The organism is Streptomyces sp. NPDC007896 (assembly GCF_042959425.1).
Lineage (GTDB): Bacteria > Actinomycetota > Actinomycetes > Streptomycetales > Streptomycetaceae > Streptomyces.
In genome coordinates this window covers 256,122-281,458 of sequence record NZ_JBIBKX010000001.1, presented here as the reverse complement: position 1 = coordinate 281,458, position 25,337 = coordinate 256,122, and the positions used below count along the sequence as shown (strand labels likewise).

The following is a 25,337-nucleotide window of genomic DNA, read 5'->3' as shown; positions in this document are numbered from 1 at the left end:
CCCGGTCGTACGGTGGGGGCATGGACAGCAGCCCGGCAGGCAGCAGCGATCCCGGCATCGTCGGCGGCCCGGGCGCTCTGGACGGCCTGGACAGCCTGGGCGCACTGGGCGATCTGGGTGATCTGGACGCACTGACCGACCTGGACGCTCGGATCGCCGGGTGCCGGGCGTGTCCGCGGCTGGTCGCGTGGCGCGAGGAGGTCGCCCGCACCAGGCGCGCCGCCTTCGCCGACCAGACGTACTGGGGCCGCCCGGTCCCCGGCTACGGGCCGGCCGACGCCTCGCTGCTCATCGTCGGGCTCGCACCCGCCGCCCACGGCGGGAACCGGACCGGACGGATGTTCACGGGGGACCGCTCCGGGGACGTGCTCTACGCGGCGCTGCACGACGTGGGGCTCGCCTCGCGCGGGACCTCGGTGAGCGCTGACGACGGACTGGAGTTGTACGGCGTACGCGTCACCTCACCCGTGCACTGCGCGCCGCCCGCCAACAAGCCGACCCCCGGCGAACGGGACACCTGCCGCCCCTGGCTCGTACGGGAGTTGGAGCTGCTGCGGCCCACGCTCCGGGCGGTGGTCGTGCTGGGAGCCTTCGGCTGGCAGGCCGCGCTGCCCGCCTTCGCCGCGGCGGGGTGGACGGTGCCCCGGCCCAGGCCGGTGTTCGCGCACGGGGCGAGGGTTTCCCTGGGGGCGCAGGACGGTCCGGCGGCGGGATCCGTCGAGCTCTTCGGGTGCTTCCACGTCAGCCAGCGCAACACGTTCACCGGACGGCTGACGCCCGCCATGCTGCGGGACGTGCTGCGTACGGCGGCCGGGGCGGCGGGGCTGATGACGCGACCGTACGACGGGTAGCCTCGCCCGATGGGCCTGTATCCGGAGATCGAACCGTACGACCACGGCATGCTCGACGTCGGCGACGGCAACCGCGTGTACTGGGAGGTCTGCGGGAACCCCGACGGCAAGCCCGCCGTCATGCTGCACGGCGGTCCGGGGTCCGGCTGCGGTCCTTGGTTCCGGCGCTACTTCGACCCCGCCGAGTACCGGATCGTGCTGCTCGACCAGCGCGGCTGCGGACGCTCCACACCGCACGCCGCCGCGTACGGGACGGACATGGCCGTCAACACGACTGCGCATGTGATCGGCGACCTGGAGCTGCTGCGACGGCACTTGGGCATCCGGCGGTGGCTGGTGTGGGGCGTGTCGTGGGGGTCGGTGCTGGGGCTGCGGTACGCGCAGACGCATCCGGACGTCGTCTCCGAACTGGTGCTGACCGCGGTGGCCACCGGCGCGACTGCCGAAGTGGCCCTGCTGACCAGGGGGCTCGGGCGGTTCTTCCCCGAGGCATTCGATCGGTTCCGCGCCGAACTGCCCGAGGGGGAGCGGGGCGGGAACCTCGCCGCCGCGTACAGTCGGCTGCTCGAATCGCCCGACCCCGAGGTGCGGGCGCGGGCGGCGCGGGCCTGGACGGACTGGGAGACGGCGATCGTTCCCGCGCCGCCGCGGTCGGAGGAGCGCTATGAGGACCCGGAGTTCCGCATGGCGTTCGCGCGGACCGTCACGCACTACTTCGGCAACGACTTCTTCCTGGGGGAAGGCAACGACGAAGGCGTCGTGATCCGCGACGCGCCCCTGCTGAAGGGCATCCCCGGCACAATCGTCCAGGGCAGTCTCGACTTCGGGAACCTGCTGGGCACGGTCTGGCGGCTCCACCACGGCTGGCCCGACAGCGAGTTGATCGTCGTCGACGACGTGGGGCACACCATGGGGGCGAGGGGTGTGGTGGACGCGTTGGTGGCGGCGACGGACAAGTACGCCCTGAGTTAGGCGACCTCAGGCTCGGGGGGCCTCTGTTGCGCCGAAGAGGTGCCGCACCGTCGACCGGTAGTTGGCCTGGACGTGGGTGAGGGCGTGCGCGCGGGCGCGCTCCGGGTCGCCGGAGGCGATGGACTCGTACAACTCGTGGTGTTCGGTGAGAAGTTGGGGCCACTCCTCGTTCTGGCGGGTGAGCCAGCGCAGTCGGCCGTCGACCGGCTCCATGACGGAGATCAGCAGGCTGTTGCCCGCCATGGCGAGGATGCGGTCGTGGAAGCGGGTGTTGATGTCGGTGATCGCCTCCGCGTCGCCGGCACGGGTCGCCGTCGCCGCACGGTCCAGCAGGTCCGCCAGCTCGGCGAGGTCCCGCGGTGTCGCCCGTGCCGCCGCGAGCCCGGCCGCGTAGACCTCCAATGCCTCGCGCAGCTCGAAGAGTTCGGCCACGTCCGTCGGGGTGAGCCGGCGTACGACCGTGCGGCGCGGTGTCTCGAAGTGCACGAACCCCTCCGCCACGAGCGCGCGGATCGCCTCGCGCACGGGAACCCGTGAGACCCCGAACCGCTCCGCCAGCTCGCGCTCGACGAGACGGTCCCCGGGGCGCAGCCGCCCCGCGATGATCTCCTGCCGCAGCGCGGCCAGGACGCGCTCGCGGACCGCGCCCAGGGGTTCCCGTTCCACGCCCAGGGGTTCGATCTTCGTCATGGGGCCATCTTCGCCGACTCCGGGGGTGTTTTACGGAGCCGTAACCGCTCGGACATCGGTCAGAACGCTTGACGGCGAGACCATGACAGCAGTTTGGTATACCAAACACGCTCCGCAAGGTCGCCCCGCACGCGCCACCGCCGCCGCCCCCCACGCGAACCGCTGTCCTCCGTCCCCTCGCCCATGGAGGCCCCGTGTCCCTCGCCGACCGTGCCGAAGCCACCGGCACCCCAGCGTTCGTCCCCGACCCCCGGCTCACCAACGAAGACCTCGCACCCGCGCAGAAGCGCAACTGGAAGGTCTTCGACCTCTTCGCCATGTGGATGTCCGACGTCCACAACCTCGGCAACTACACCTTCGCCGCGGGCCTGCTGGTCCTCGGCATGAACGTCTGGCAGATCTTCACCTCGCTGCTCGTCGGCTTCGTGATCATCTACGCCGGCATGAACCTGATGGGCCGCATCGGCCAGCGCACCGGCGTGCCGTTCCCCGTCGTCAGCCGCATCAGCTTCGGTGTCTGGGGCGCCAACATCCCGGCGCTGATCAGGGCCGTCATCGCCATCATGTGGTACGGGATCCAGACCTACCTGGCCTCCGTCGCCGTCAACGTCATGCTGCTCGCCGCCTGGCCCGGCCTGGAGTCGTGGACCCACCACTCCTTCCTCGGCCTGGACGCGCTCGGCTGGACGTCCTTCGTCTCCCTCTGGCTGATCCAGGCGTTGATCATCAGCCAGGGCATGGAGTCGGTCCGCAAGTTCCAGGACTTCTGCGGCCCGGCCATCTGGCTCGTCATGATCGCGCTGGCCGTCTGGGTCCTCGCCAAGGCCGGCTGGAGCATCCCGCTCACCGCGACCCCGCACCCGGTCTCGGTGGGTGAGCAGTGGCGGCAGTGGTTCGGCGCGGTCGGGCTGATCCTCGCGACCTACGGCACGCTGATGCTCAACTTCTGCGATTTCTCACGCTTCGCCCCCAGCTACAGGACGGTCAGGCGCGGCAACTTCTGGGGCCTGCCGATCAACTCCACGGCCTTCGTCATCGTGTCCGTCATCGTCACGGCCGGTTCCATCGAGGCGTTCGGCGAGGCCATCACCGACCCCGCGCTGCTGGTCGCCAAGGTCGGCAACACCTGGGTCCTGGTCCTCGGCGCCCTGACCTTCGCCATCGCCACCATGGGTGTCAACATCGTCGCCAACTTCGTCTCCCCGGCGTACGACCTGGCGAACGTCTGGCCGCAGAAGATCACCTTCAGGATCGGCGGCATGATCAGCACGGTCGCCGCACTGGTCGTGACCCCCTGGAACCTCTTCTCCAACCCCACGGTCGTCAACTACTTCCTCGGCGGCCTCGGCGCCTTCCTGGGCCCGCTGTTCGGCGTCATCATGATCGACTACTACTGGGTGAAGCGCGGCAGGATCGACGTCGACCGGCTCTTCGACGCCCGGCCCGGATCGCCGTACTACTACCGCAAGGGCGTCAACCCCAAGGCCCTGTGGGCGTTCCTGCCCTCGGCGGCGGTCGCCGCGGTACTGGCCCTGGTGAAGGCGTTCAGCGACGTGGCCCCGTACTCCTGGTTCATCGGAACCGCGCTGGCCGCGGGCCTCTACATGACCCTCTGCCGCAGCGAGCGCGCCGCCGACGAGACAGCCGTCCCCGAGCCCGTGGAGGTCTGAGCGGCGTGCACATCGTCGTCACCAACTGCAACACCACGCAGGAGATGACCGAGGAGATCGTGCGAGGTGCCCGGGCCGCCGCAGGCCCGGGCACCACCGTGACCGGCCTCACCCCCGCCTGGGGACCCGAGTCCGCCGAGGGCTGGCTCGACAGCCACCTCTCCGCCGCGGCCGTCCTCGACACCCTGCGCACGTACGAGGGCCCCTGCGATGCCGTGGTCATGGCGGGCTTCGGCGAACACGGACGCGAGGGCGCGCGCGAACTCCTCGACGTGCCCGTCGTCGACATCACCGAGGCCGCCGCCCACCTCGCCTGCCTGCTCGGCCGCCGCTACGGAGTCGTCACCACCCTGGAGCGCTCACGCGGCCAGATCGAGGACAGCCTGTACGCCGCCGGAGTCGCCCAGAACTGCGCCGCGGTCGTCGGCACCGGCCTCGGCGTCCTCGACCTCGGCGACGTGCAGCGCACGGAGGAGGCGTTCGTGACCGCCGCGGAGCGGGCCCGGGAGGCAGGCGCCGAGGTCCTCGTCCTCGGCTGCGCCGGCATGACCGGCCTGCGACGGGCGGTCGGGGAGAAGGTGGACCTCCCGGTCGTCGACGGCGTCGCCGCCGCGGTCAAACTCGCGGAGTCCCTGGTCTTTCTGGGCCTCACGACGAGCCGGGTGGGCAGCTATGCGCGACCGCTGCCGAAGCGGCGGGTGTGGGGTGCCGGCCGAGGGTGAATATGGCCTAGGACTCGGACTCGGGCACGACCGCCGTCGCCGTGATCTCCACCAACTGCCCCGTGTACCCGAGGCAGGCCACCCCGAGCAACGTCGACGAGTGGGGTCCCGTACTGAGCCCGGACGCCTCGACGACAGCCCACACCTCGGACAGCACCCTCGGCTCATCGCTGACGACATACACATCGGTCGCCACCACGTGCGCGAAGTCACTGCCCACCGCGCGGAGTTGCTCGCCGAGATTGACGATCACCTGCTCGGCCTGCCGTACGGGATCCCCCACGCCGACGATCTTCCCCGCCGCATCCAGCGGCACGGCCCCGGCGAGGAAGGCGAGCCGCGTACTCGCCTCGACGACCGACGCGTGAGCGTAGCCGGGAGGCGGGAAGAGACTGGGGACGGTGACGCGAGCGGGCACGGGAACTCCAGGAATCCTCGGCTGGGCGGGCAACCTTCCCATGATGTGGGCGGACGGACGGCGGTCGCATGCGATTTTCCCCCGACCCGTCCCGTGCCAGAAGATCTGGACGCCGCGGTCACCCGGGCCCGGGAACACGGCGCCGAATAACCCTTCGAAAAGCCCTCGCTGCCACTGCTACCGTCACCGACGTGGCGAAACTCAATCAGATCATCGCAGTGGAGAAGGGCATCAAGTCCAAGTCCCATCAGGACCTGACGGCCGCTCATCACGGGCTGCAGAAGCCCGCATTGCTGGCCGGTATCTCGCGGACCTATCAGCCGAAGGACGAGGAGGGTGAGCAGCTGCCGCCCGAGTCGACGCGGGTGCAGGTGCAGGCCGAGGACGTGTTGCGGGAGACCGCGGGGACACTCACCCGGCTGTTCGACGTGACCGCCACCAAGGACTGGGCGAACTGCACGGCCCGGGCGGATGTGAAGGTGGACGGGCGGGTGCTCGTCGCCGATGTGCCCGTGTCGTATCTGCTCTTTCTCGAGAAGCAGCTCACCGATCTCAACACCTTCGTGAGGAAGCTGCCCGTTCTCGACGCTTCCGAGTCGTGGGTGCAGGACCCGTCGACGGACGCGTGGAAGACCGAGCCCGTCAGGACGCTGCGGACCAAGAAGGTGCCGCGCAACCACGTCAAGGCCGAGGCCACCGAGAAGCATCCCGCCCAGGTCGAGGTGTACTACGAGGACATTCCCGTCGGGTACTGGACGACCGTGAAGTTCTCCGGCGCCCTGCCCGCGCGGCGCGTGAACGAACTGCTCGACCGGGTCGAGAAGTTGCAGCAGGCCGTCAAGTTCGCCCGGGAAGAGGCGAACGGCGTGGACGTCGTCGACCAGCGTGTCGGGGACTCCGTGTTCGGCTACCTGTTCGGGTAGCCTCCAGAACTCCCCGGCCACAACGCACCACGGCCGGGGTGCGCGAGGAGCGCAAGCTGAACCTGAAGCTTGTCGTGAATGCACGGTTCCAGTGGAGGTTCGAATCCTCCCCGCGGCACCACACGGCACTCCACGGAGTGCCCACGCGCCGCGGTGGCCCAACTCGGCAGAGGCAGACCGTGATCAATCTCAGACTCTTGCTCCAGACTCAGCATTCGCCGCCGATCGCCGGATCAACCGGGCCCAGGCCCCGGGACGCCGAAATGCCGGTTCAAGTCCGGTCCGCGCAGCTCGATGCGTGGTGGTCCAAAGGCAGGACGCGGCGACATAACGACTGACCTGGGTTCTCAAGCGTGCCGGCGTGTGACATGGGTGGCATCACAAGGGTCCGGGGGCCGGCTACGCCCTCGGACCCGCTCCATTTCATCCCCTTCATCCCCGGCCGACCGGCAGTTGCGTTCATAAAGAACGCGGCATCCCGGTGATGCGTCACCTTCCGGAAATACATCCGTTCCATTTCCTCCGGCAACGCGATCTACCGTAGGCAGTACACCGCCCGGCCGACGTCGCCCGAAGGCGCCCCCGCCCTCGCCCGACAGGAGTCCCGTGTCCCGCCTCGGTCCCGCCGTACCGCCCTGGCTCGCCCATGCCCTGCGCGCACAGCGCGGCCCCGTGCCCTGGAGCGCGGTCGTGCGGGGCGCCCTGGCCGCCGGGCCGCTGCTGCTCGTGGCGGTGCTGAGCGGGCGCACGTCCGCCGGTGTCGTCGCCGCTCTGGGCGCCATGCTCGCCGGGATCAACGACCGGCCGGGCAGTCGTAGGGCCGCGGTCAGGCGGCTGGGCGTGCCGGCGCTCGCGGGAGCCGGTGGGCTGCTCGTGGGGTCGTACGCGGGACAGCACGTCGGCGCGGTGACGCTCACCCTTCTTCTCACCGTCCTCGGGCTGCTCGCCGGAGCCGTCAGCGCCGTCGGGCCCGTCGCGAGCGGCGCGGGTACCCAGCTGCTCGTCGCCGCCGCCATCGGGGCCGGGATGCCGCTGCCCGAGCCCGGCTGGCAGCGTGCGCTCATCTTCGTCGCCGGGGCCGGGTGGCTGCTCGCGCTGCGGCTCGCGCTGCCCACACCCGGGGCCACCGCCGGCGACTACCGCTTCGACGGGGAGCGGGACGCCGTCGGGGGTGTGTACGACGCCGTCGCCGCACTGCTCGCAGCGGTCGGGGGGCCGCACGCGCCCGCTCGCCGGGTCGCTCTCACCGCCGCGCTCGACCACGCCCAGGACGCGCTCGGCGGGCCCCGGCTGCGGCCGTACGCCAGTTCCGCGGCCGAGCGGCGGCTGCACGCGCAGTACGCCGCAGCGCTCCCGCTAGCCGAGGCCGCCACCGCGCTCGCCTGGGCGGGCGAGGCGGTGCCCGCACGGGCCGTCGAAGGGCCGCGGCGACTCGCCGCCGCCGTACGGACCAGTACGCACACCGGGCCGCTGCCCGCACCCAGCCGCTCCGCGCCCGCCCTGCGCGCCCTCGACGACGCACTCCTGCACGCGGCCGACGCCTTCGACCGGGGTGGCGACGACAACGCGCTGCACACGCGGCGCCGTACCGCCACGTCCCTCGCCCGCACGGCCCTGGGCTCCGCAGGACGCGAGTACGGGCTCCGGGTCGCCCTCTGCTTCGGCGCCGGCGTGGCCGTGGCGCAGGCCCTGCACCACGCCCGCTGGTACGGCAGCCACGCGCACTGGTACTGGCTCCCCGCGACCGCCGTCTTCCTGGTCAAGCCCGACCTCGGACCGCTCGCCTCACGCGTGATCTGCCGAGCGGCGGGGACCGTGCTCGGCGCCGTTCTCTTCGCCGGGTTCGCGGCGCTGCTCCCGCGCCCCGCCGGGCTGGTCGCCCTGGTGGCGCTGTGCGGCGCCCTGATCCCCGTCGCCACCCGGCACTTCGCGGCGCAGACCGCCGTCGTCACCGTGCTCGTGCTCTCCCTCGTCATGGTGGGCGGGGAGCCGGGCGCCTCCTGGAGCCGGATCGGCGAGACGCTGCTGGCCTGCGCGATCGTGCTGCTCGTCGGACATCTGCCCGCGCTCGGACAGCGCGGGGGAGGGGTACGGGCACGGCTCACCCACGCCGCCGAGGCCGCGCACATGTACCTCGCGCACGTACTGGACGACGGCACGACCGACGACCGGGCCGGCCGCTGGGCCCTGCGCCGCGAGGCCTACCGCGCGCTCGCCGAGGCCCGCGCCTCGATCGACCTCGCCGCCGCCGAACTCCCCGCCCTGGCCCGGCACGCCGAGGGAACGGACGAGGTCGCGGCCACCCTCGAACGCCTCGTCGACACCACGACCGCGTGTGCCGTGCAGCTCGACGACACCGGACGGCTCACCCCTCAGCACTCCGAACGCATCGCCGAACTCCTCGACGAACTGGCCGAAGGACGGGAACGCGCGGGGCTGGCGGTGAAGGAGGGGCAGGCGCCCCCTGTTCCGCTCGCGGGCTGAGCGCCCGGGAGCCCGACCCGTCGTACGGTGACGCCATGACGCCGTCCGTCCCGACCCCGTCCGCGGCGGGCCCCGCCGACCTCCTCATCACCGGATGCACCGCGCTCGTGCACGACGAGCACGAGGAGATCGCGTTCGTCGAGGACGCCTCGATCGTCGTACGGGGTGGGGTCATCGAGGCGGTCACGCGCGTAACGCGCCTTCCGGACGCCGCCCTGCGCATCGACGCGCGCGGCCAGGTGGCGATGCCCGGCCTGATCAACTGCCACACGCACACCCCGATGGCCGCCCTGCGCGGGATCGCCGAGGACCTGCCCGCGGAGGAGTGGTTCAACGACTTCATCTGGCCCATCGAGTCCAACCTCACCGAGAAGGACGTGGAGTTGGGGGCGAGGCTCGCCTGCGCCGAGATGATCCGCGGGGGCGTCACCTGCTTCGCCGACCACTACTTCTCGATGGACGCGGTCGCCGCCGTCGTGACCGAGAGCGGGCTGCGCGCGCACCTCGGCGAGGCCTTCTTCTCCTCGCAGGGCGCCGAAGGCCGCGAGAAGTCGCTGGAGTTCGCGCTGCGACAGCGCGGTGCCGCAGGCGGCCGCATCACCACCGCCCTCGCCCCGCACGCCCCGTACACCGTGGACGACGCCGATCTCGCCGTGACCGCGGCCCTCGCCCGCGAGCACGGCCTTCCCGTGCACCTGCACGCGGCCGAGAGCCGCGGCCAGACCGACACCAGCCTGGCCCGGTTCGGCCGGACGCCCATCGAGATCCTCCAGCGCGCCGGGCTCCTCGACAACGAACCCGGTCTGCTCATCGCGCACGGCACCGGCATCGTCGAACGCGATCTGCCGGTGCTGGCGGGCGCGAGCGGACCCGTCGCCGTCGCGACCGCACCCCGCGGCTATCTCAAGTTCGCCTGGGGCCCGACCCCGGTACGGGCCCTGCGCGAGATCGGCGTCCCCGTCGGACTCGCCACGGACGGAGCCGCGTCGAACAACTCCCTGGACGTGTGGGAGTCGATGGCGCTCACCTCACTCGTGCAGAAGTCCGCCGAGGGCGACCCGCGATGGCTGACGTCCCGCCAAGCCCTGCACCACGCGACGCTCCAGAGCGCGCGGGCCGTCGGCCTGGGCGAGCGGATCGGCAGCCTCGCACCCGGGCGGCGGGCCGACATCGTCCTCGTCGACCTCAGCGGCCCGCACACCCAGCCCGTGCACGATCTCGCCGCCACCCTCGTCCACAGCACCCGCTCCGGGGACGTGACGACGACCATCGTCGACGGACGTGTCCTGATGCGCGACCGTGTGCTGCTGACCATCGATCTGCCCGCCACGGTCAGGGAGTTGGGGGAGCGGTTGCCCGCGCTCGTCGACCGGGGCCACGGGAGGCGGATTCAGGAGTACGACACCTGATCCACTCTGCCTAGGCTGGAGGGCATGGACCCCGCAGAAGGCCTTATCGACCACCCGTACGCCGTCTACGACCGCCTGCGCGACACCGCGCCCGTGCATCGCGTCGCCGGTACCGACGGCAACCCCGCCTGGCTCGTCACCCGGTACGAGGACGTCCGCGAGGCACTCGCGAACCCGCTGCTCTCGGTGGACAAGAGGCACGCGCTGCCCGGGAGTTACCAGGGGCTGTCGCTGCCGCCCGCCCTCGATGCCAACCTCCTGAACATGGAGGCGCCCGACCACACCCGCATCCGGCGCCTGGTGGTCCGCGCCTTCACATCGCGCCGCGTCGAGCAACTGCGCACACCCGTACGGGAAACCGCCGACCGGCTCCTCGACGCGCTCGGACCGCACGGCAGCGCCGACCTGATCGCCGCGTACGCCGCGCCCCTGCCGATCACCGTCATCTGCGACCTGCTGGGCATTCCGGGGGAGCACCGCCGGGACTTCCGGGCCTGGACCGACGTGCTCGTCGCGCCGGACCCGGCGCGTCCCCGGGCCGCCAAGGAGGCGGTCGTGGCCATGCTCGGGTTCCTCACCCAACTCCTGGCGGACAAACGGAAGAAGCCGGCGGACGACCTGCTCTGCGACCTGATCGCGGTGCGCGACGAGGGCGACCGGCTCACCGAGGACGAGCTGACGTCGCTCGCCTTCCTCATCCTCTTCGCGGGCTACGAGAACACCGTACAACTCATCGGCAACGCCATCCTGGGACTGCTCACCCATCCCGACCAGCTGGCCGCCCTGCGCGCGAACCCGGAGCGATTCCCCGACGCGGTCGAGGAGTTCGCGCGCCACGAAGGGCCCGCGCTGCTCGCCATCCGGCGCTTCCCCGTAGAGGACGTGAGGATCGGCGAGGTCACCGTGCCCGCGGGCGAGACCGTCCTGCTGTCCCTGGCCGCGGCCAACCGGGACCCGGCCCGCTTCCCGGACCCCGAACGCCTCGACCTCGACCGGGACGCCTCCGGCCATCTCGCCCTCGGCCGGGGCATCCACTACTGCGTGGGCGCGCCGCTGGCCCGCCTGGAGACGGAGATCGCCGTGTCCGCGCTCCTGGAACGCCTTCCCGACCTCGCGCTCGACGCCGCCCCGGCCGAGCTGCGGTGGCGACCCTCCCTGCGCGCCCGCGGCCTGCTCGCGCTCCCGGTGACGTACTGAATCCAGAAGTTCTCCGCCGGCGCCGATGAGTTCCGCTCCCGCGCCCGGTCACCACTGCGAAGGCACCGTTCCGTCCGGAGGAGGGGCACATGACGCTTCCGCAGATCGTCTCGAGCGAGGAGTGGCGCGCCGCGCGCGAGAAACTGCTGGTCAAGGAGAAGGCGGCGACCCGCGCACGGGACGCGCTCAACGCGGAGCGGCGCGGGCTGCCGATGGTCGAGATCGACAAGGAGTACGTGTTCGAGGGCGGAGACGGCAAAGCGGCCTTGCTCGACCTCTTCGAAGGGCGCCACCAACTCGTCGTCTACCACTTCATGTTCGCGCCGGAGTGGGACGCGGGCTGCCGCAGCTGCTCGGCCTTCCTCGACCAGATCGGCCACCTCGCCCATCTGCGGGCCCGGGGCACGGAGTTCGCCGCCGTGTCCCGGGCGCCGTACACGAAGATCCTGCCCTTCAAGGCCCGTATGGGCTGGACGGTGCCCTGGTACTCGTCGTACGACAGCGACTTCAACTACGACTTCAGGGTGTCCGTCGAGGTCGACGACGAGCCCTACGAGCGGCCGGGCGTGAGCTGCTTCCTGCGGGACCGTGACCGGGTCTTCCACACCTACTCGACGTACGAGCGCGGCCTCGACGGGCTCGGCTCCACGACCACCCTGCTGGATCTCACGGCACTCGGCAGGCAGGAGGAGTGGGAGGTGCCCCGGGGGCGCGCCTCGGCACTGGGGGCGCCGGCGGGCAGCGAGCGGATCCTGTACCACGACGAGTACGAGGAATGACAAGAAAGTACGAGAAGGGGAAACGCACGAAGTGAAACGTGCACAGGCCGAGAGTTCCCTCACAGCGGAGTGGTGAACGAGTGTTGACTATGTCTCAGTACCGTCACTGACCGAGCCGTTCACCCCGCCCTTGGCGTTTAACTCTATGAGTACGCGTCATGAGTACGGCGCGCTCCATGGAGGTGCAGGGTGAACGGGCGAATGGTGCTGGAGCGCTTTCCCGCCGGAGGGCCGCGCGGTTCGTGGCCCGCCGAGGAGTTCGCGCAGGCGTGCCGCCTTCAGGGGCAGGCTGCCGAGGTCGTCATGGACCTCGCCTCGGACGCGTTCTTGGTGATCGTGCGTGCCGGGGAACTCGTCGAGTGAGGTCGGCCGAGGTCAGCCCACCTTCGGGGCGGGCACTGTCGGTGCGGGCACTGTCGTAGGAATCTTCGTGGGCACCTTCGTCGTGAACTGCTCGGCCTGCAAGGAGTACAGCTCGGCGTAGACACCGCCCTTCGCCAGCAGTTCGTCCGGACTGCCGGACTCCACCAGGCGACCTTGTTCGAGGACATGCACCAGATCGGCGTGGCGGACCGAGGCCAGCCGGTGGGTGATGAGGACGACCGTCTGGCCGCTGCCCGCCAGGGCCCTGATCTTGTCGAAGACCTCCAGCTCGGCCCGGGCGTCGAGCGCCGCGGTCGGCTCGTCCACGATCAGGATGCGACCACGGCGGTACGCGGCCCGTGCGATGCCCAGCCGCTGCCACTGCCCGCCCGACAGCTCGTGCCCGCCGCTGAAACCGCGGGCCAGCAGCGTGTCCAGGCCGCGGGGCAGGTCGGCGACCACGTCCTCGGCCCCGGCCTGCGTCACCGACGCGGTGACGCGCTCGTCCGTCAGCGGCACCGAGGCGCGGCCGACCGCCACGTTGACGCGGGCCGTGAACGGCCAGCGTTTGAAGTCCTGCGCCACCATCGCGATGCGTTCGGCGAGTTGCTGTCGGTCCGCGGTCGCCGCGTCGACGCCGTCCCACAGGATCCGGCCCCGCTCGGGCGCGTACAGGCCCGCGAGCAGCTTCACCAGGGTCGTCTTGCCCGAGCCGTTCTCGCCGACGAGCGCCACGATCTTGCCGAGCGGCAGACGGAGGGTGACGTCCGCGAGCGCCGGCCGGGTCGAGGCGCCCGGATAGGTGAACGTGACGTTCTCGAAGCGGATTTCGCTCGGATCGTCGGGGAGCGGCTCGCCGCCCACCGGGATCGCGCGCTCGGCCGCCTCCACGTACAGGCGTTGCAGATCGCCCACGAACAGGGCTTCCTCATGCAGGGAGTTGACCTCCAGGACGAGGGTGTCGAGGCTCGCGGAGCCGGTGCGGATCGCGATGACGGCCGTACCGGCGACGGAGAGTGCCATCGCACCGGCGAGCAGCAGTCCGCCGAGCGTCGCGTACGTCGCCACGGTGGCGATGCCCGTCCAGCCCGCCGCGACCAGGCCGGTGCGGGCGGAGAGACGGGCCAGGCGGGCCTGTTCCGCCTCCGCGGTCTCCGACATCGAGCGGAAGTGACGGAGCAGGAACGGGCCGACGCCGTGCACGCGGATCTCCGGGGCCGCCGCGGGCTCGGTGAGCAGACTGCTGATCAGATGCCCGGCGCGGGCGTGCTGCACCCAGGTGTGAAAGGACTCGTAGCGGCGCCGGGCGATCGTCAGGGAACTCCAGGCGCTCGGCAGGGTCATCGTCACGAGCAGCGGCAGCAGGGCGGGGTGCAGCACGGTCAGCACACCCGCGGCCGCGATGAGCGAGATCATCGCGTTCACCACGCGGGTGGCGATCGCGATCATGCGGCGGGCCGAGGAGGCACCGTACTGCGCGGTGTCCAGCAGTTTGTGAAAGGCGTCGTCCTCGATCGCGGACAGTTCGACGGCCGCCGCGCGCTCCAGGTACAGCTCGGTGGCGACGCGTTCCACCTTGGGTTCCAGCCGCCCGGTGGCATACGTCGAGGCCGCCCGCAGCAGCGCGCCGAGCAGCATGACGGCGGCGACCGTGATCAGCGCCGGGACCGCGCCGTGCAGCCGGTCCCCGACGGAGCCGCTCGTCATCAGACGGCCCAGCACGATGTTGACGGCCAGCAGGCTCACCGCCTGCGCCGCGCCCCGGGCCAGTTCGGCGGACACCACGATCCGGGCGGCGCGGCGGTCGGCGGTCCAGGCGAGCCGGAAACTGGACGCGAGCAGGGACGGCAGCCGTGTCACCATCGCGCGGAAGTTCAGCTCGAGGAACGCGTCGGAGTGCTGCGACCAGCCCATGTCATAGCGCAGCGGGCCGCCGAAGAGCAGGTGTTCGGAGGCGGACGGCGCCGGTTTGTCGTCGTCGCGTTTCTTCTTGCGCGCTTTCCCTGTGGTTTTCCCCACCATCGGCCTCCCCGGGAACGGATGAACGTGCCCTCCCCAGGAACACGGCACTCCACTCGTGGTGATGGCCGAGTACGGGTGGCGACCGGCGCACTTCGGACACGCTCGCCAGCCCCCGGACCGGAGGACTACGCGCCGCTCGGCGACCGGAGGGTCACGCGCTGATCGGCGACAGGAGAGTCATGCGCCGCTCGGCGACAGGAGAGTCATGCGCCGCTCGGCGACCGGAGGGTCACGCGCTGATCGGACGCGACCAGACGGGTGTCGTACCGGTGACCCGGCACAGGGCCAGATAGAGGGGGATCGGCGGGGTGTACGGCAGGGTGCCGGCCGGCTTGTGGATGAGGCCGGGGGCGTGCGGGGTGTCCGGTACGACCGCCCCGGCGGCGTAGTGGGCGGGTGCGGGCCAGTCCAGGGCCACATCGGACTCGGAGGGCACGAGCCACCACCAGTGCGCCCCGTCGGCGTACACACAGCCCACCCGGGGCAGCCGGGTCATCAGCAGGGGGCCGAACCGGGCGGGCACCGCGACCGCGTCGCAGCCCAGCGGTACCGTCATGCCCTCGGGCACGGGGAGACGTCGCAGCGCCTTGGACGCCGTCTGCTCGCGTCTCAGGCGGACCAGCGTGTCCAGGCTCAGGACCTGAGCACCGGGTCCTGTCGCCGACGTACCCGTCACAACCTTCCCCGATCCCGGCTTCGCCCGATCGGGGGGACCCCCATGGTCCGCGTCCCCCAGGAGGTTTCCCTCCTCCAGGACGCCTCCCTCCTCCAGGACCCTTCCGTCCTCCAGGAGTCTTCCGTTCCCCAGGACGCTTCCGTCCCGGTGCCCCGGCCGTCGGCCGGTGGCTTCCTCGCGCCCCATCCGAGGTCGGAGCGGGCCGCTGCGGCACCCGTGGCGTCGGCGGCAGGGGAGCGCGGGAGATCCGCCCAGACCAGCAGCCCCGGCGCGGTGTCCTGGGCGCCCCAGGACCGGCACACGGCCGTGACGAGCAGCAGCCCCCTGCCGTGTTCCTCCTCGGGACGCTGCGGCGAGGGGTGCGGCTCATCAGGAGCGCATCCCTCGTCACGTACGGCTATCCGCACCAGGTCGTCCCCGTCGTGCAGTTCGCACACCACACGCGCGCTCGCGCTGTGCACGATGGCGTTGGTGACCAGCTCGGAGACGACGAGGACCGCCGTGTCACAGGTGTCGTCGGACACGTCCCAGCCGGAGAGCCGGGCGCGCGTCAGGTGCCGGGCCTGAGCCACGGAACCCGGGTGCGCGGCCAGCTCGAAGCGGAACCGGCGCGCGGCGGCGCCAGGGCGCACCCCTGCGGCGGCACGCAGACCGGAGCGGTCCTCGGCGGCGTCTGTTCCTAAGGGCGCGGACGGAATCACGCTTGCCACTATCTCCCCGCCGTGAACACTTGGCAAGTGTCACTCTGAAAATTGCAGAGTGACGTGTGACTCTGAGAAGTGCCGTGGCACACTGCTGGCAACAGCACGCCGAGCGGCGCCAGTTGGGATCGTCGAAGAAGTCGAAGAAGACGAAGAAGACGAAGAGGACCCCGAACGGCGCCGTCCGGTCTGTCATGACGCAGCACCTGTTCAGAACCGTTCAGAACGGCGTTTGACCGTTCACGACGGCATCCGACCGTCGCAACGGCGTCTGTTCGGGACTCAGTGGAGGTGGGACGTGAGCGAACCGCGGTCCGCGCCGACGGTCGGCCAGGTCGTCCTCGGCCGGCGCCTGCTGGACCTACGGGAACGCGCGGGTCTCAAACGTGAGGAGGCGGCGCGCATCCTGCGTGTCGCGCCCGCCACGGTCCGCCGGATGGAGATGGCCGAAGTCGCCCTCAAAATCCCGTACCTCCAGCTCCTGCTGAAGTCGTACGGGGTGTCGGACGAGGAGGCCGAGGCCTTCGTCCAACTGGCCGAGGAGGCCAACCGGCCCGGCTGGTGGCAGCGCTTCCACGACATCCTGCCGGGCTGGTTCTCGATGTACGTCAGCCTGGAGGGCGCCGCCACCCTCATCCGTTCGTACGAACCCCACTTCGTGCCCGGAATCCTGCAGACCGAGGAGTACGCCCGTGGCGTCCTGAAGTCGGGCGCCATCGGCCAGACCAGACCCGAGGACATCGAGCGCCATGTGGCGCTGCGCATGCAACGCCAGAATCTGCTCACCCGTGAAGGCGCACCCCGGATCTGGGCCGTGATGGACGAGACGGCCCTGCGCCGCCCCGTCGGCGGTCCGGAGGTGATGCGCGCCCAGATCGACAAGCTGATCGAGGCCACGAAGCTGCCCAACGTGACGCTCCAGGTCGTCCCGTTCTCCACGGGGCCGCACCCCGGCACGTACGGGCCCTTCGTGCTGTTTCGCTTTGCCATGCCGGAACTCCCGGACATGGTCTACAGCGAGTACCTGACCGGCGCCGTCTATCTGGACGAGCGTTCCGAGGTGGCGACCCACCTCGAGGTCATGGACCGCATGGCGGCTCAGGCCGCCACGGCACATCGCACGAAGGAGATCCTCCGGGATTTCCGCAAGGAGTTGTGAATGGACAACATCAAGCAGCGGATACGCAATGAGCGGATCTACAACGGGATGCCCGCCCGTGAACTGGGCAGCGAGGGCTGGCACAAGCCCTGGAGCGGCGGCAACGGCGGCAACTGCCTGGAGGCGATGAAGCTCGCGGACGGGCGTATCGCCGTCCGCCAGTCGGCGGATCCGGACGGGCCCGCGCTGATCTACACACCCGGTGAGATGACCGCGTTCATCCAAGGCGCCAAGGAAGGGGTGGCGGACTTCCTTCTCTCCTGAACTCTCTTGAAATGGTGCTGAATAAATTGGTGCTGAATTGATTACTTGCAGCGGTAGAAGACCGAGACCGTAGGACCACGACAACAACCGCTTTACGCAACAACCGCTTTACGAGACAAACGCTTTACGAGACAAACGCTTTACCTGGCGGGGCGTCGGCCAAGAGGGTGTCTAAGGACCCGGCGGCAGCGCCCCGCACAACGCCTCCAACGCCGCCCCGTACGCATGCTCCGAGGGTGTCGCGTAACCCACCACCAGCCCGTCCGGCGCGGACATCGTCGCCTCCGGATGCCGGAACCCGGCGAGCCCGTCGAGCGCGACACCCTGCCAGGTCGCGGCCTTGACGGCCGACCGCTCGGTGCCGGGCGGCAGCCGCAGCACCGCGTGCAGCCCGGCCGCGATCCCCGTCACCTCGATGTGCGGCGCCCGCTCCGCGAGGGCCGCGACGAGCCGGTCACGCTGCCCGCGATACCGCTGCCGCATCCGGCGGACATGACGGTCGTACGACCCGGAGGCGAGGAAGTCCGCGAGCGTCAGCTGCTCCAGGACGCTCGCCCACGCCTCCCGTTCGCCTTTGACGGCGAGGACGGCGTCGACGTACCGCCGCGGCAGGACCATCCAGCCGAGTCGCAGCGCCGGCGACAGACTCTTGCTCACCGAGCCGATGTGGATGACCCGCTCGGGGTCCAGTCCCTGCACGGCGCCGACGGGCTTGCGGTCGTAGCGGAACTCGCCGTCGTAGTCGTCCTCCAGAATCACGCCGCCACGCGCGCGTGCCCAGTCGACGACGGCGGCCCGCCGCTCCGGGTGCAGCGGGCCACCGGTCGGGAACTGGTGCGCGGGCGTGAGCAGGACCGCCCGCTCCCGGCCCAACTCGCCCACCTGGGCACCGTTCTCGTCCAGTGGCAGCGGCACGGTCCGGACCGACGCGGCGGCCAGCAGCTCGCGGTGGAAGCCGAGGCCGTACGACTCGACCGCCAGCGGTCCGCGCAACACGCCCGGGAAGAGCAGCCGCAGGGCGTGCGCGAAGCCCGAACAGATCACGATCCGTCCCGGCTCGGTGCGCACGCCACGCACGCGTGCCAGATACTCGGCGAGGGCCTCGCGCAGCTCGACGCGGCCCGCGGGATCGCCGGGCCCGAAGGCCGAGTTGGGCGCCTGCTGGAGCGCACGCCGGTACGAGGCGAGCCAGGCGGCGCGCGGGAACGACGAGGCGTCAGGCGTCCCCTGCCGCAGATCGTGTCGGGGTCCACGCGCGCGTGGAGGTGCCTTTTTCGGTACGCGCTCCGGGGCACCCAGTGGTTCGGCGCGCTCGGCAACGCGGGTGCCCGAGCCCTGCCGGGCGGTCAGCCAGCCCTCGGCGACGAGTTCGGCGTACGCGTCGGCGACCGTGTTGCGGGCCACGCCCAGGTCGGCGGCGAGCGAGCGGTACGGCGGCAGCCGGGTGCCCGGGGCGAGCCTGCCACCGCGTACGGCCTCGCGCAGCGCCCGGATCAGCGCGGCCCGCCGGCCGCCCGGCCCGGACAGCTCCAGATGCAGGTCGGCGCCGATCCGCTCCGCAGAATTGACCCATGATTCCGCCATGGAAATGCACCCTACAGCCGGTCTTTCCGGTCCGTAGATTCATGGTCATGACGACGAACACGAACACGAACGCGACGAACACGAACACGACGAACGCGAACGCGGCGAACATGATCAACGCGACGACCGCCGTCCCCGCTCGCCTCGACTTCGCGAAGTCCGCCCCGAAGGTCTTCCGCGCCCTCGTCGGCTTCGACGCGGCGGCCCGCGACGGGCTCGACCCGGCCCTCGTCGAACTGATCCAGATCCGCGCCTCCCACCTCAACCACTGCGCGTACTGCCTCCACATGCACACCAACGACGCCCGCAAGGCCGGCGAGAGCGAAGACCGGCTGCACATGGTCCCGGTGTGGCGCGAGGCCCGGCACTTCTTCACCGAGAGGGAGCGCGCGGCCCTCGCCCTCACGGAGGCGGTCACGCGCGTCGCCGACACGGGTGTGCCCGACGACGTCTACGCGGAGGCCGCCGCCCACTTCGACGACCAGGAACTCGCTCACGTCCTGGCCCTCATCCTCACGATCAACACCTGGAACCGGGTCGCGCTGTCCACGGCGAAGGTCGCGGGCACGGACGAACGCCGCTGACCCGCACGGCTTCGCAGCCCCGGGGTCTCCCGCACCGACCGGCCGAGCCCTACGCGGTCATGGGGCGGTCGTACGGTCCGATCGGCGTCGGCAGCTGCGACGTCCCGGCCAGCGCACGGTCCACGGCCGCCGCCACCGCCCGCCCCTCGGCGATGGCCCACACGATGAGCGACTGCCCGCGGGCCGCGTCTCCGGCGACGTACACCTTGGGGACATTGGTCGCGAAGTCGGTGTCACGGGTGATCGTGCCCCGCGCGTCGAGGACCAGGCCGAGCTGGTCGATCAGACCGTCGTGCCGGTCGGGCCCCGAGAAGCCGAGGGCGAGCAGCACGAGGTCGGCGGGGAGAGTCCGCCCGGAGCCGGGGACCGGGCGGCGCCGCTCGTCGACCTCGACCAGATGCAGCGAGCGCACATGCCCGTCCGCGTCCCCGGTGAAGTGGAGCGTGGACGCCGCGAAGAGGCGCGCGTCCGCGTCCGCGGCGGGCGCCGTCTCCAGGTCCCGGGCCTCCTCGTGCGCGGCCGAGAGCCGGTAGATCTTCGGGTATGTCGGCCATGGCTCGACGTCCTCGTCGCGCTCGGCCTCCGGCTGCGGATAGATGTCGAGCTGGGTCACGGACGCGGCGCCCTCGCGCACGGCGGTCCCCAGACAGTCGGCGCCCGTGTCACCACCGCCGACGATGACGACGTGCTTCCCGGCCGCGGACAAGGGCGAGACCTCCAGATCCCCCTCGCACACCCGGTCGGCCAGCGGCAGATACTCCATCGCCTGATGGATGCCGGCCAACTCCCGCCCCGGAACGTCCAGTTCGCGCCAGGCCGTGGCGCCCACCGCGAGCACGACGGCGTCGTAGCGCGCCCGCAGCTCGGCCGCCCCGAGGTCCCGGCCGATCGCCGTGGACGTCCGGAACTTCGTGCCCTCCGCCCGCATCTGCTCCAGCCGCCGGTCCAGATGCCGCTTCTCCATCTTGAACGCGGGGATCCCGTACCGCAGCAGCCCACCGATCCGGTCGGCCCGCTCGTACACGGCGACGGTGTGCCCGGCCCGGGTCAGCTGCTGCGCCGCGGCGAGCCCGGCGGGCCCCGACCCGATCACCGCGACCGTACGGCCGGAGAGCCGGTCCGGCGGACGCGGCGGCGTGAAACCGTCCGCCCAGGCGCGGTCGGCGATGGCGACCTCGACGTTCTTGATCGTCACCGCGGGCTGGTTGATCGCGAGAACACAGCCCGCCTCGCAGGGCGCGGGGCACAGCCGGCCGGTGAACTCGGGGAAGTTGTTCGTCGCGTGCAACCGGTCGCTCGCCGCCCGCCAGTCCTCGCGCGAGACGAGGTCGTTCCACTCGGGAATCAGATTGCCCAGCGGGCAGGCGTCGTGGCAGAACGGAATGCCGCAGTCCATACAGCGGTCGGCCTGCCTGCTGATGATCGGCAGCAGCGCACCGGGGACGTACACCTCGTTCCAGTCCCGCACCCGTTCCTCGACGGGCCGACGGGGGTACTCCTCGCGCGGAGTGGTCATGAATCCCTTGGGATCGGCCATGGCCGTCTCCCTCACGTACGCGTACCGGTACGGGGCCGCGCGGCCATCGAACGCCTTCGGCCCACGGCCCCTGGGCGGCACTCCTTTCCCGCCACGATACGTCGCCTCCACGTACCCTGCCGCTCAGCTGCGGGCCCCGGTCGCAAGTGGTGGCAGCCTCAGGTGAGGGCCAGCGTGTACGACACCGCCGCGGCGGCCGACGCGACCGCGCGAACGTGGTTCCACCGCGTCCACTCGCGCACGTACGAACGCCAGTACACGGCCGCCTCCGGCGTACCCGGGTCCATCTCCAGCAGCGCGTCGTTGCGCGGGACGTTGGCGACGACCGTCACCCCGAACGTCCCGAACAGATACAGCGCGCTGCCCACCAACAGCTCCACCGTCCCCTCGTCGGGCAGCAGCACGAAGGTGACCACGGCGAGCACGGCACACAGCCCCGCCGACCCGACGAACACGAGCATGAACGCCGGGCGCACCGCGGCCACGTTGATCGCGTTCATCGCCGCCACGCCCTGCGCGGGCGGCAACGCGGCGAGCCCCCGCATCACGAACGTCGAGAACCCGCAGAACACCCCGGCCACCAGCCCGCAGCCGAGCACCCCCAGCACGGTCAGCACGAAATACGGTCCATCGATCATGACAACTCCCCCGTCGCTCCCCGAAGCCCAAGATCCTGCACGCCACCCACCGTCACCACAAGTGAAATCCCGCACTGCCACAGTGACCATGGCCGAGGGGTGCGGAGGCATGCGCGAGCGTCCAGAACCCGGGGTGGCACGCCCTCGCCGGGTGGCACGCCGTCACGCGCGTGCCGCGAGCTCGTCGTGCCACCCCTGGAGCCGCGCCTCCACCGCGGCCGCGATCCGCCGGCGCGCCTCGTGCCGCGGCACGCCACTCATCAGCAACTGGTCGTACGGAGTGTCCGTGTGCCGTACGGCGGCACGGACCGCAGCCGTCACCGCGGCCTCGGACAGCGCACGGCCCGCGGCGCTGCGCCCCACCCGGCCGCTCCCGCGCACCGAGGCGTGCGCGGCGATCGCCAGCGCCCGGTCGGCAGGACAGCCGGGGAAAAGCCCGCGTATCTCCCGCGCGAACGCCTCCGTGAACCGCAGATCCTCCGCCTCCCGCCGCCGCGCGTCCCGTGCCCGGCGCCGCCGTCGCGCCTCCGCGTCCGCCAGGCACCGCTCCTCGGCCCGGGTGAGCGCCGCCTCCTCGACGAGGACGCCCTGCCGCTCGTAGCGGCTCCGCCGCCGGTTGAAGCGCACCACCACCGCCGACAGCGCGCTGCCCTCCCGCGACCGGCGCGTCAGCGCGGTGTCGCCCCGCGGCAGGAACACCAGGTGCCCCAGGTCCGCGCAGTCCAGACAGCGTGGCTCCCCCTCCTCCAGCACCAGCAGCGCCAACGGCCCGCTCCGGCACTCGGCACAGAGCCGCTTCTTGAGCGGCTGGATGACGAGAAGTCCGCCACGGGGCGGGGGAGTTGCGATCGGTGCCATAGGTCGTTCATTCCCCCGTCGGGGGCGGCTCCCTACGCGATGCCGCCCCCCTTCTCGGCACCGCCCCCTCCTCGACCCCCGCCCCCTGGGGCCCGCCCCCTCGCCCCCTCCCCCACCCTCTTCTCGCCCCGCCCCGCCCCGCCCCCCTGGCCCTCGCCGCTCGTCGCGCCCACGAGAGCGACTCGTGATCGCGGCATCATGGGGCTGTGCGACTCGAAGCGATCACCTGGGAACGGCTCGGCGACCTCCTCGCCGAGCGCCTGCTCGACCTGAAACCGGACGACGGCAGTCCGTGGCCGCGGATCGCTTTCGACGGAGCCCCCGCCGCCCGCCCCGGTGACCTCGCGCGGCGCGTCGGTGAGGCGCTGCGCATACGCGGCCGGTCCTCGCTCGTCGTCGGCACGGAGGGCTTCCTGCGCCCCGCGTCACTGCGGCTCGAATACGGTCACGAGGACGCCGAGGCGTACTACAACGGCTGGGTCGACACCGGCGCCCTGTGGCGCGAGGTCTTCGGCCCGCTCGACCCCGACGGCGACGGCCGCGTCCTGCCCGACCTCTGGGACCCGGCCACCGACCGCGCCACCCGCAGCCCCTATGTCCAGCTCCCGCCCGGCGGGGTGCTGCTGCTCCACGGCCCCTTCCTGCTGCGGCACTGGTTCCCGTTCGACCTGAGCGTCCACGTCCTGCTCTCCCCGGGCGCCCTTCGCCGCCGCACTCCGGAACCCGAGCACTGGACCCTGCCCGCCTTCGAGCGCTACGAGACGGAAGTGGACCCGGGCGCCACGGCCGACGTCCTGGTCCGCGCCGACGATCCCCGCCACCCGGCCTGGAACGGCTGAGCGGCTGCCACGGAAACGCATCCCGAACCTCCGGGTGCGCGTCCCTGGGGACACGGCAAGAATGTAGGGCGCCGGGACTAGCGGTGTGTTCCGCGCCGCGCCGGCCGTCCGGCACCGGGAGGTACTTCATGACCACCGCCGGAGACATCATGCACCGTGGTGCCCAGTGGATCCCCGCTCACGAGACCCTGGACCGCGCAGCCCAGCTGATGCGTGAGCTCAACGTGGGCGCGCTGCCCATCAGTGACGAGAACGAACGGCTCTGCGGCATCCTCACCGACCGCGACATCGTCGTCGGCTGTGTCGCCATGGGCCACGACCCGGCCCAGGTCACCGCGGGCGAGATGGCCCAGGGCACCCCGCGCTGGATCGAGTCGGGTGCCGATGTCGGCGAGGTGCTCCAGGAGATGAAGGGGCACCAGATCCGCCGGCTTCCCGTGATCGAGAACAAACGCCTCGTCGGCATGATCAGCGAGGCCGACCTGGCCCAGCACCTGACGGACGAACAGCTCGCCGCGTGGGTCGAGAGCGTCTACGCGAGGAGCGCGTTGCGCTGACCGCGCGGACTCTTCCGACCGGGAGGGTCATGAGCGCGCACTCCCGCCCGGCCGGCCGTGCCGGGCGAGGAGCGGCTCACCACCCTCACAGCCAGCCGTTGCGCCGGAACCCCCGGTACAGGACGAGGCAGGCGAGGGTGATCACGCCGATGACTATGGGGTAACCGAACCGCCAGTGCAGTTCCGGCATGTGGTCGAAGTTCATGCCGTAGAGCCCGCAGACCATCGTCGGTACGGCGATGACCGCCGCCCATGCCGTGATCTTCCGCATGTCCTCGTTCTGCGCCACCGTCACCTGCGCGAGGTGCGCCTGCAGGATCGAGTTGAGCAGTTCGTCGAAGGCGGCGATCTGTTCGGTGACCCGCAGCAGATGGTCGGAGACGTCCCGGAAGTACGCCTGTATCTCCGGGGCGATCACCCGTATCGGCCGGGTGGCGAGCTCCTGGACGGGGCGGGCGAGCGGCACCACCGCCCGCTTCAGTTCGAGAAGTTCGCGCTTGAGCTGGTAGATGCGGCCCGCGTCCGCCCGCGCGCCGTTCTCGGCGAACACATCGGCCTCGACCTGGTCGATGTCCTCCTGGACCGAGTCCGTGACATGCACGTAGTCGTCGACCACATGGTCCGCGATCGCGTGCAGCACCGCGGCCGGGCCCTTGGCGAGCTGACGGGTGTCCGCCTCCAGCTCCTCGCGCAGCGGCCCCAGCGACCCGTGCCGTCCGTGCCGCACGGTGATGACGAAGTCGGACCCGACGAAGACCATGATCTCGCCGGTGTTCACCACCTCGCTGGTCGCCGTCAGCTCCTTGTGCTCGACGTAGCAGACCGTCTTGAACACCGCGAAGAGTGTGTCGCCGTACCGCTCCAGCTTCGGCCGCTGGTGAGCCTCCACCGCGTCCTCGACGGCCAGCGGGTGCAGGTCGAAGAGGTCGGCGATGCCGGCGAACTCCTGGTCCGTGGGCTCGTGCAGCCCGAGCCAGACGAAGCCCTCGTCATTCTTGCGGATCCGCTCCACCGTCTCGACGAGATCGCGTCCGCCCGGGACCCTGGCGCCGTCCCGGTACGCCACGCAGTTCACCACCGCCGTGCCCAGCGGGGACCGGGCGTGGTGACTCAGGTCGACACGGGTACGCCGCCGGGCCAGCCGCGCCACCTTGCGGAGGCCGCCGACCTTGCCGAGGCCCGTGACCTTCCGCAGATTCCCTGCCATGGACATCCGGAACTCCTTGCGTGGATCTCCCCGCGCCGTACTTCGCGCCCTGGCGTGCAAGTCTGCCAGTCCCTTTCGCTCGCCGGGAAAGCCTGTGGGAACGGAATGTTCCACTTCGTTTCTGTGGTGCCGGGCGGTCTCGGACCAGACCGGGCAGGGTTGCTGTCCGAGCGTCAGCGGAGGTCGGTGCCCGCGGTGACGCACGGGTGGGGAGAACGGGAGCGTCGGCGATT

The 25,337-nt window shown here is 71.2% G+C and carries 25 protein-coding genes; 15 read left to right on the top strand and 10 right to left on the bottom strand.

The genetic code is table 11. The features are described 5' to 3' along the window. Positions 1 to 20 precede the first annotated feature (20 nt). Entirely contained in the window at positions 21 to 851 is an 831-nt protein-coding gene (locus tag ACFZDJ_RS01280; protein ID WP_391055264.1) for a uracil-DNA glycosylase family protein, read from the top strand. A 9-nt stretch (positions 852 to 860) separates the two neighbouring features. Continuing rightward, the gene (gene pip / locus ACFZDJ_RS01275) at positions 861 to 1,823 is read left to right on the top strand and encodes a prolyl aminopeptidase (RefSeq protein WP_391055261.1); all 963 of its coding nucleotides are present in this window, start codon (positions 861 to 863) and stop codon (positions 1,821 to 1,823) included. A gap of 6 nt (positions 1,824 to 1,829) precedes the next feature. Here pip and ACFZDJ_RS01270 read toward each other — a convergent pair whose 3' ends face one another. Then, entirely contained in the window at positions 1,830 to 2,513 is a 684-nt protein-coding gene (locus ACFZDJ_RS01270; protein ID WP_391055259.1) for an FCD domain-containing protein, read from the bottom strand. Positions 2,514 to 2,707: 194 nt separating this feature from the next. Here ACFZDJ_RS01270 and ACFZDJ_RS01265 point away from each other — a divergent pair, with 194 nt between their 5' ends. Both ACFZDJ_RS01265 and ACFZDJ_RS01260 read left to right on the top strand, forming a co-directional pair. Then, complete coding sequence (locus tag ACFZDJ_RS01265; protein WP_391055257.1) at positions 2,708 to 4,183, top strand: cytosine permease; 1,476 nt, start codon at positions 2,708 to 2,710, stop codon at positions 4,181 to 4,183. Positions 4,184 to 4,188: 5 nt separating this feature from the next. Then, entirely contained in the window at positions 4,189 to 4,905 is a 717-nt protein-coding gene (locus tag ACFZDJ_RS01260) for an aspartate/glutamate racemase family protein (RefSeq protein ID WP_391055256.1), read from the top strand. Between the two features lie 7 nt (positions 4,906 to 4,912). On the opposite strand, the gene ACFZDJ_RS01255 is transcribed toward ACFZDJ_RS01260, so the two are convergent. Further along, a complete protein-coding gene (locus ACFZDJ_RS01255; RefSeq protein ID WP_390928286.1) occupies positions 4,913 to 5,323 on the bottom strand; it encodes a Rid family hydrolase in 411 nt (136 codons plus the stop codon). Positions 5,324 to 5,514: 191 nt separating this feature from the next. Between ACFZDJ_RS01255 and ACFZDJ_RS01250 the strand changes: the two genes are divergently transcribed. The 6 genes from ACFZDJ_RS01250 (at position 5,515) to ACFZDJ_RS01225 (ending at position 12,478) form a co-directional block, all read left to right on the top strand. Next, positions 5,515 to 6,246 (top strand): hypothetical protein, encoded by a 732-nt coding sequence (locus ACFZDJ_RS01250; RefSeq protein ID WP_054235966.1) that lies wholly within the window; start codon positions 5,515 to 5,517, stop codon positions 6,244 to 6,246. Positions 6,247 to 6,852: 606 nt separating this feature from the next. Then, entirely contained in the window at positions 6,853 to 8,730 is a 1,878-nt protein-coding gene (locus tag ACFZDJ_RS01245) for an FUSC family protein (RefSeq protein ID WP_391055254.1), read from the top strand. A gap of 35 nt (positions 8,731 to 8,765) precedes the next feature. Continuing rightward, positions 8,766 to 10,139, top strand: a complete 1,374-nt coding sequence (locus ACFZDJ_RS01240; RefSeq protein WP_391055252.1) for an amidohydrolase family protein — start codon at positions 8,766 to 8,768, stop codon at positions 10,137 to 10,139. A gap of 24 nt (positions 10,140 to 10,163) precedes the next feature. Beyond that, a complete protein-coding gene (locus ACFZDJ_RS01235; protein WP_391055250.1) occupies positions 10,164 to 11,336 on the top strand; it encodes a cytochrome P450 in 1,173 nt (390 codons plus the stop codon). 89 nt (positions 11,337 to 11,425) lie between these two features. Then, positions 11,426 to 12,115 (top strand): DUF899 family protein, encoded by a 690-nt coding sequence (locus tag ACFZDJ_RS01230; protein WP_390928293.1) that lies wholly within the window; start codon positions 11,426 to 11,428, stop codon positions 12,113 to 12,115. Positions 12,116 to 12,304: 189 nt separating this feature from the next. Beyond that, a complete protein-coding gene (locus tag ACFZDJ_RS01225) occupies positions 12,305 to 12,478 on the top strand; it encodes a hypothetical protein (protein WP_095855250.1) in 174 nt (57 codons plus the stop codon). Between the two features lie 12 nt (positions 12,479 to 12,490). Here ACFZDJ_RS01225 and ACFZDJ_RS01220 read toward each other — a convergent pair whose 3' ends face one another. The 3 genes from ACFZDJ_RS01220 to ACFZDJ_RS01210 all read right to left on the bottom strand — a co-directional run bounded on the left by ACFZDJ_RS01220 (position 12,491) and on the right by ACFZDJ_RS01210 (position 15,877). Beyond that, positions 12,491 to 14,500 (bottom strand): ATP-binding cassette domain-containing protein, encoded by a 2,010-nt coding sequence (locus ACFZDJ_RS01220; protein ID WP_391055247.1) that lies wholly within the window; start codon positions 14,498 to 14,500, stop codon positions 12,491 to 12,493. A gap of 229 nt (positions 14,501 to 14,729) precedes the next feature. Beyond that, positions 14,730 to 15,176: a hypothetical protein gene (locus ACFZDJ_RS01215; protein ID WP_390928296.1), complete on the bottom strand. Its 447-nt coding sequence runs from the start codon at positions 15,174 to 15,176 to the stop codon at positions 14,730 to 14,732. Then, positions 15,173 to 15,877: an ATP-binding protein gene (locus ACFZDJ_RS01210; protein ID WP_390928298.1), complete on the bottom strand. Its 705-nt coding sequence runs from the start codon at positions 15,875 to 15,877 to the stop codon at positions 15,173 to 15,175. Before ACFZDJ_RS01210 ends, ACFZDJ_RS01215 begins: the two co-directional genes overlap by 4 nt. 298 nt (positions 15,878 to 16,175) lie before the next feature. On the opposite strand from ACFZDJ_RS01210, the gene ACFZDJ_RS01205 reads away from it, so the two are divergent. Further along, positions 16,176 to 17,036 (top strand): helix-turn-helix transcriptional regulator, encoded by an 861-nt coding sequence (locus ACFZDJ_RS01205; protein WP_060897851.1) that lies wholly within the window; start codon positions 16,176 to 16,178, stop codon positions 17,034 to 17,036. After that, positions 17,037 to 17,300 carry a DUF397 domain-containing protein gene (locus tag ACFZDJ_RS01200; RefSeq protein WP_266623926.1) on the top strand — a complete coding sequence of 88 codons (264 nt, stop codon included), beginning with the start codon at positions 17,037 to 17,039 and terminating at the stop codon, positions 17,298 to 17,300. 171 nt (positions 17,301 to 17,471) lie between these two features. On the opposite strand, the gene ACFZDJ_RS01195 is transcribed toward ACFZDJ_RS01200, so the two are convergent. Then, positions 17,472 to 18,884 carry an aminotransferase class I/II-fold pyridoxal phosphate-dependent enzyme gene (locus tag ACFZDJ_RS01195; RefSeq protein WP_391055244.1) on the bottom strand — a complete coding sequence of 471 codons (1,413 nt, stop codon included), beginning with the start codon at positions 18,882 to 18,884 and terminating at the stop codon, positions 17,472 to 17,474. A gap of 47 nt (positions 18,885 to 18,931) precedes the next feature. Here ACFZDJ_RS01195 and ACFZDJ_RS01190 point away from each other — a divergent pair, with 47 nt between their 5' ends. Further along, entirely contained in the window at positions 18,932 to 19,468 is a 537-nt protein-coding gene (locus ACFZDJ_RS01190; protein ID WP_391055241.1) for a carboxymuconolactone decarboxylase family protein, read from the top strand. A gap of 49 nt (positions 19,469 to 19,517) precedes the next feature. Here ACFZDJ_RS01190 and ACFZDJ_RS01185 read toward each other — a convergent pair whose 3' ends face one another. The 3 genes from ACFZDJ_RS01185 to ACFZDJ_RS01175 form a co-directional block, all read right to left on the bottom strand. Then, positions 19,518 to 21,005 (bottom strand): glutamate synthase subunit beta, encoded by a 1,488-nt coding sequence (locus ACFZDJ_RS01185; RefSeq protein WP_168508095.1) that lies wholly within the window; start codon positions 21,003 to 21,005, stop codon positions 19,518 to 19,520. Positions 21,006 to 21,163: 158 nt separating this feature from the next. Next, positions 21,164 to 21,643: an anthrone oxygenase family protein gene (locus ACFZDJ_RS01180; RefSeq protein ID WP_390928304.1), complete on the bottom strand. Its 480-nt coding sequence runs from the start codon at positions 21,641 to 21,643 to the stop codon at positions 21,164 to 21,166. Positions 21,644 to 21,805: 162 nt separating this feature from the next. Beyond that, on the bottom strand, positions 21,806 to 22,501 hold the full coding sequence (locus ACFZDJ_RS01175) for a DUF2293 domain-containing protein (RefSeq protein WP_384905986.1): 696 nt from the start codon (positions 22,499 to 22,501) through the stop codon (positions 21,806 to 21,808). A gap of 206 nt (positions 22,502 to 22,707) precedes the next feature. On the opposite strand from ACFZDJ_RS01175, the gene ACFZDJ_RS01170 reads away from it, so the two are divergent. Both ACFZDJ_RS01170 and ACFZDJ_RS01165 read left to right on the top strand, forming a co-directional pair. Next, the gene (locus tag ACFZDJ_RS01170; protein ID WP_391055238.1) at positions 22,708 to 23,340 is read left to right on the top strand and encodes a uridine kinase; all 633 of its coding nucleotides are present in this window, start codon (positions 22,708 to 22,710) and stop codon (positions 23,338 to 23,340) included. 128 nt (positions 23,341 to 23,468) lie between these two features. Next, the gene (locus ACFZDJ_RS01165; protein ID WP_095855260.1) at positions 23,469 to 23,897 is read left to right on the top strand and encodes a CBS domain-containing protein; all 429 of its coding nucleotides are present in this window, start codon (positions 23,469 to 23,471) and stop codon (positions 23,895 to 23,897) included. A gap of 85 nt (positions 23,898 to 23,982) precedes the next feature. Here ACFZDJ_RS01165 and corA read toward each other — a convergent pair whose 3' ends face one another. After that, the gene (gene corA, locus ACFZDJ_RS01160; protein ID WP_384905988.1) at positions 23,983 to 25,110 is read right to left on the bottom strand and encodes a magnesium/cobalt transporter CorA; all 1,128 of its coding nucleotides are present in this window, start codon (positions 25,108 to 25,110) and stop codon (positions 23,983 to 23,985) included. Positions 25,111 to 25,337: the final 227 nt, after the last annotated feature.

Bases quoted from the DNA above. Each gene is read 5' to 3' on its own strand.
- ACFZDJ_RS01185 (WP_168508095.1), bottom strand. From the start codon at position 21,005: ATGGCCGATCCCAAGGGATTCATGACCACTCCGCGCGAGGAGTACCCC.
- ACFZDJ_RS01220 (WP_391055247.1), bottom strand. From the start codon at position 14,500: ATGGTGGGGAAAACCACAGGGAAAGCGCGCAAGAAGAAACGCGACGAC.
- pip (WP_391055261.1), top strand. From the start codon at position 861: ATGGGCCTGTATCCGGAGATCGAACCGTACGACCACGGCATGCTCGAC.
- ACFZDJ_RS01175 (WP_384905986.1), bottom strand. From the start codon at position 22,501: ATGGCACCGATCGCAACTCCCCCGCCCCGTGGCGGACTTCTCGTCATC.
- ACFZDJ_RS01195 (WP_391055244.1), bottom strand. From the start codon at position 18,884: ATGGCGGAATCATGGGTCAATTCTGCGGAGCGGATCGGCGCCGACCTG.
- ACFZDJ_RS01280 (WP_391055264.1), top strand. From the start codon at position 21: ATGGACAGCAGCCCGGCAGGCAGCAGCGATCCCGGCATCGTCGGCGGC.
- ACFZDJ_RS01200 (WP_266623926.1), top strand. From the start codon at position 17,037: ATGGACAACATCAAGCAGCGGATACGCAATGAGCGGATCTACAACGGG.
- corA (WP_384905988.1), bottom strand. From the start codon at position 25,110: ATGTCCATGGCAGGGAATCTGCGGAAGGTCACGGGCCTCGGCAAGGTC.
- ACFZDJ_RS01165 (WP_095855260.1), top strand. From the start codon at position 23,469: ATGACCACCGCCGGAGACATCATGCACCGTGGTGCCCAGTGGATCCCC.
- ACFZDJ_RS01235 (WP_391055250.1), top strand. From the start codon at position 10,164: ATGGACCCCGCAGAAGGCCTTATCGACCACCCGTACGCCGTCTACGAC.
- ACFZDJ_RS01230 (WP_390928293.1), top strand. From the start codon at position 11,426: ATGACGCTTCCGCAGATCGTCTCGAGCGAGGAGTGGCGCGCCGCGCGC.
- ACFZDJ_RS01180 (WP_390928304.1), bottom strand. From the start codon at position 21,643: ATGATCGATGGACCGTATTTCGTGCTGACCGTGCTGGGGGTGCTCGGC.
- ACFZDJ_RS01190 (WP_391055241.1), top strand. From the start codon at position 18,932: ATGACGACGAACACGAACACGAACGCGACGAACACGAACACGACGAAC.
- ACFZDJ_RS01240 (WP_391055252.1), top strand. From the start codon at position 8,766: ATGACGCCGTCCGTCCCGACCCCGTCCGCGGCGGGCCCCGCCGACCTC.
- ACFZDJ_RS01270 (WP_391055259.1), bottom strand. From the start codon at position 2,513: ATGACGAAGATCGAACCCCTGGGCGTGGAACGGGAACCCCTGGGCGCG.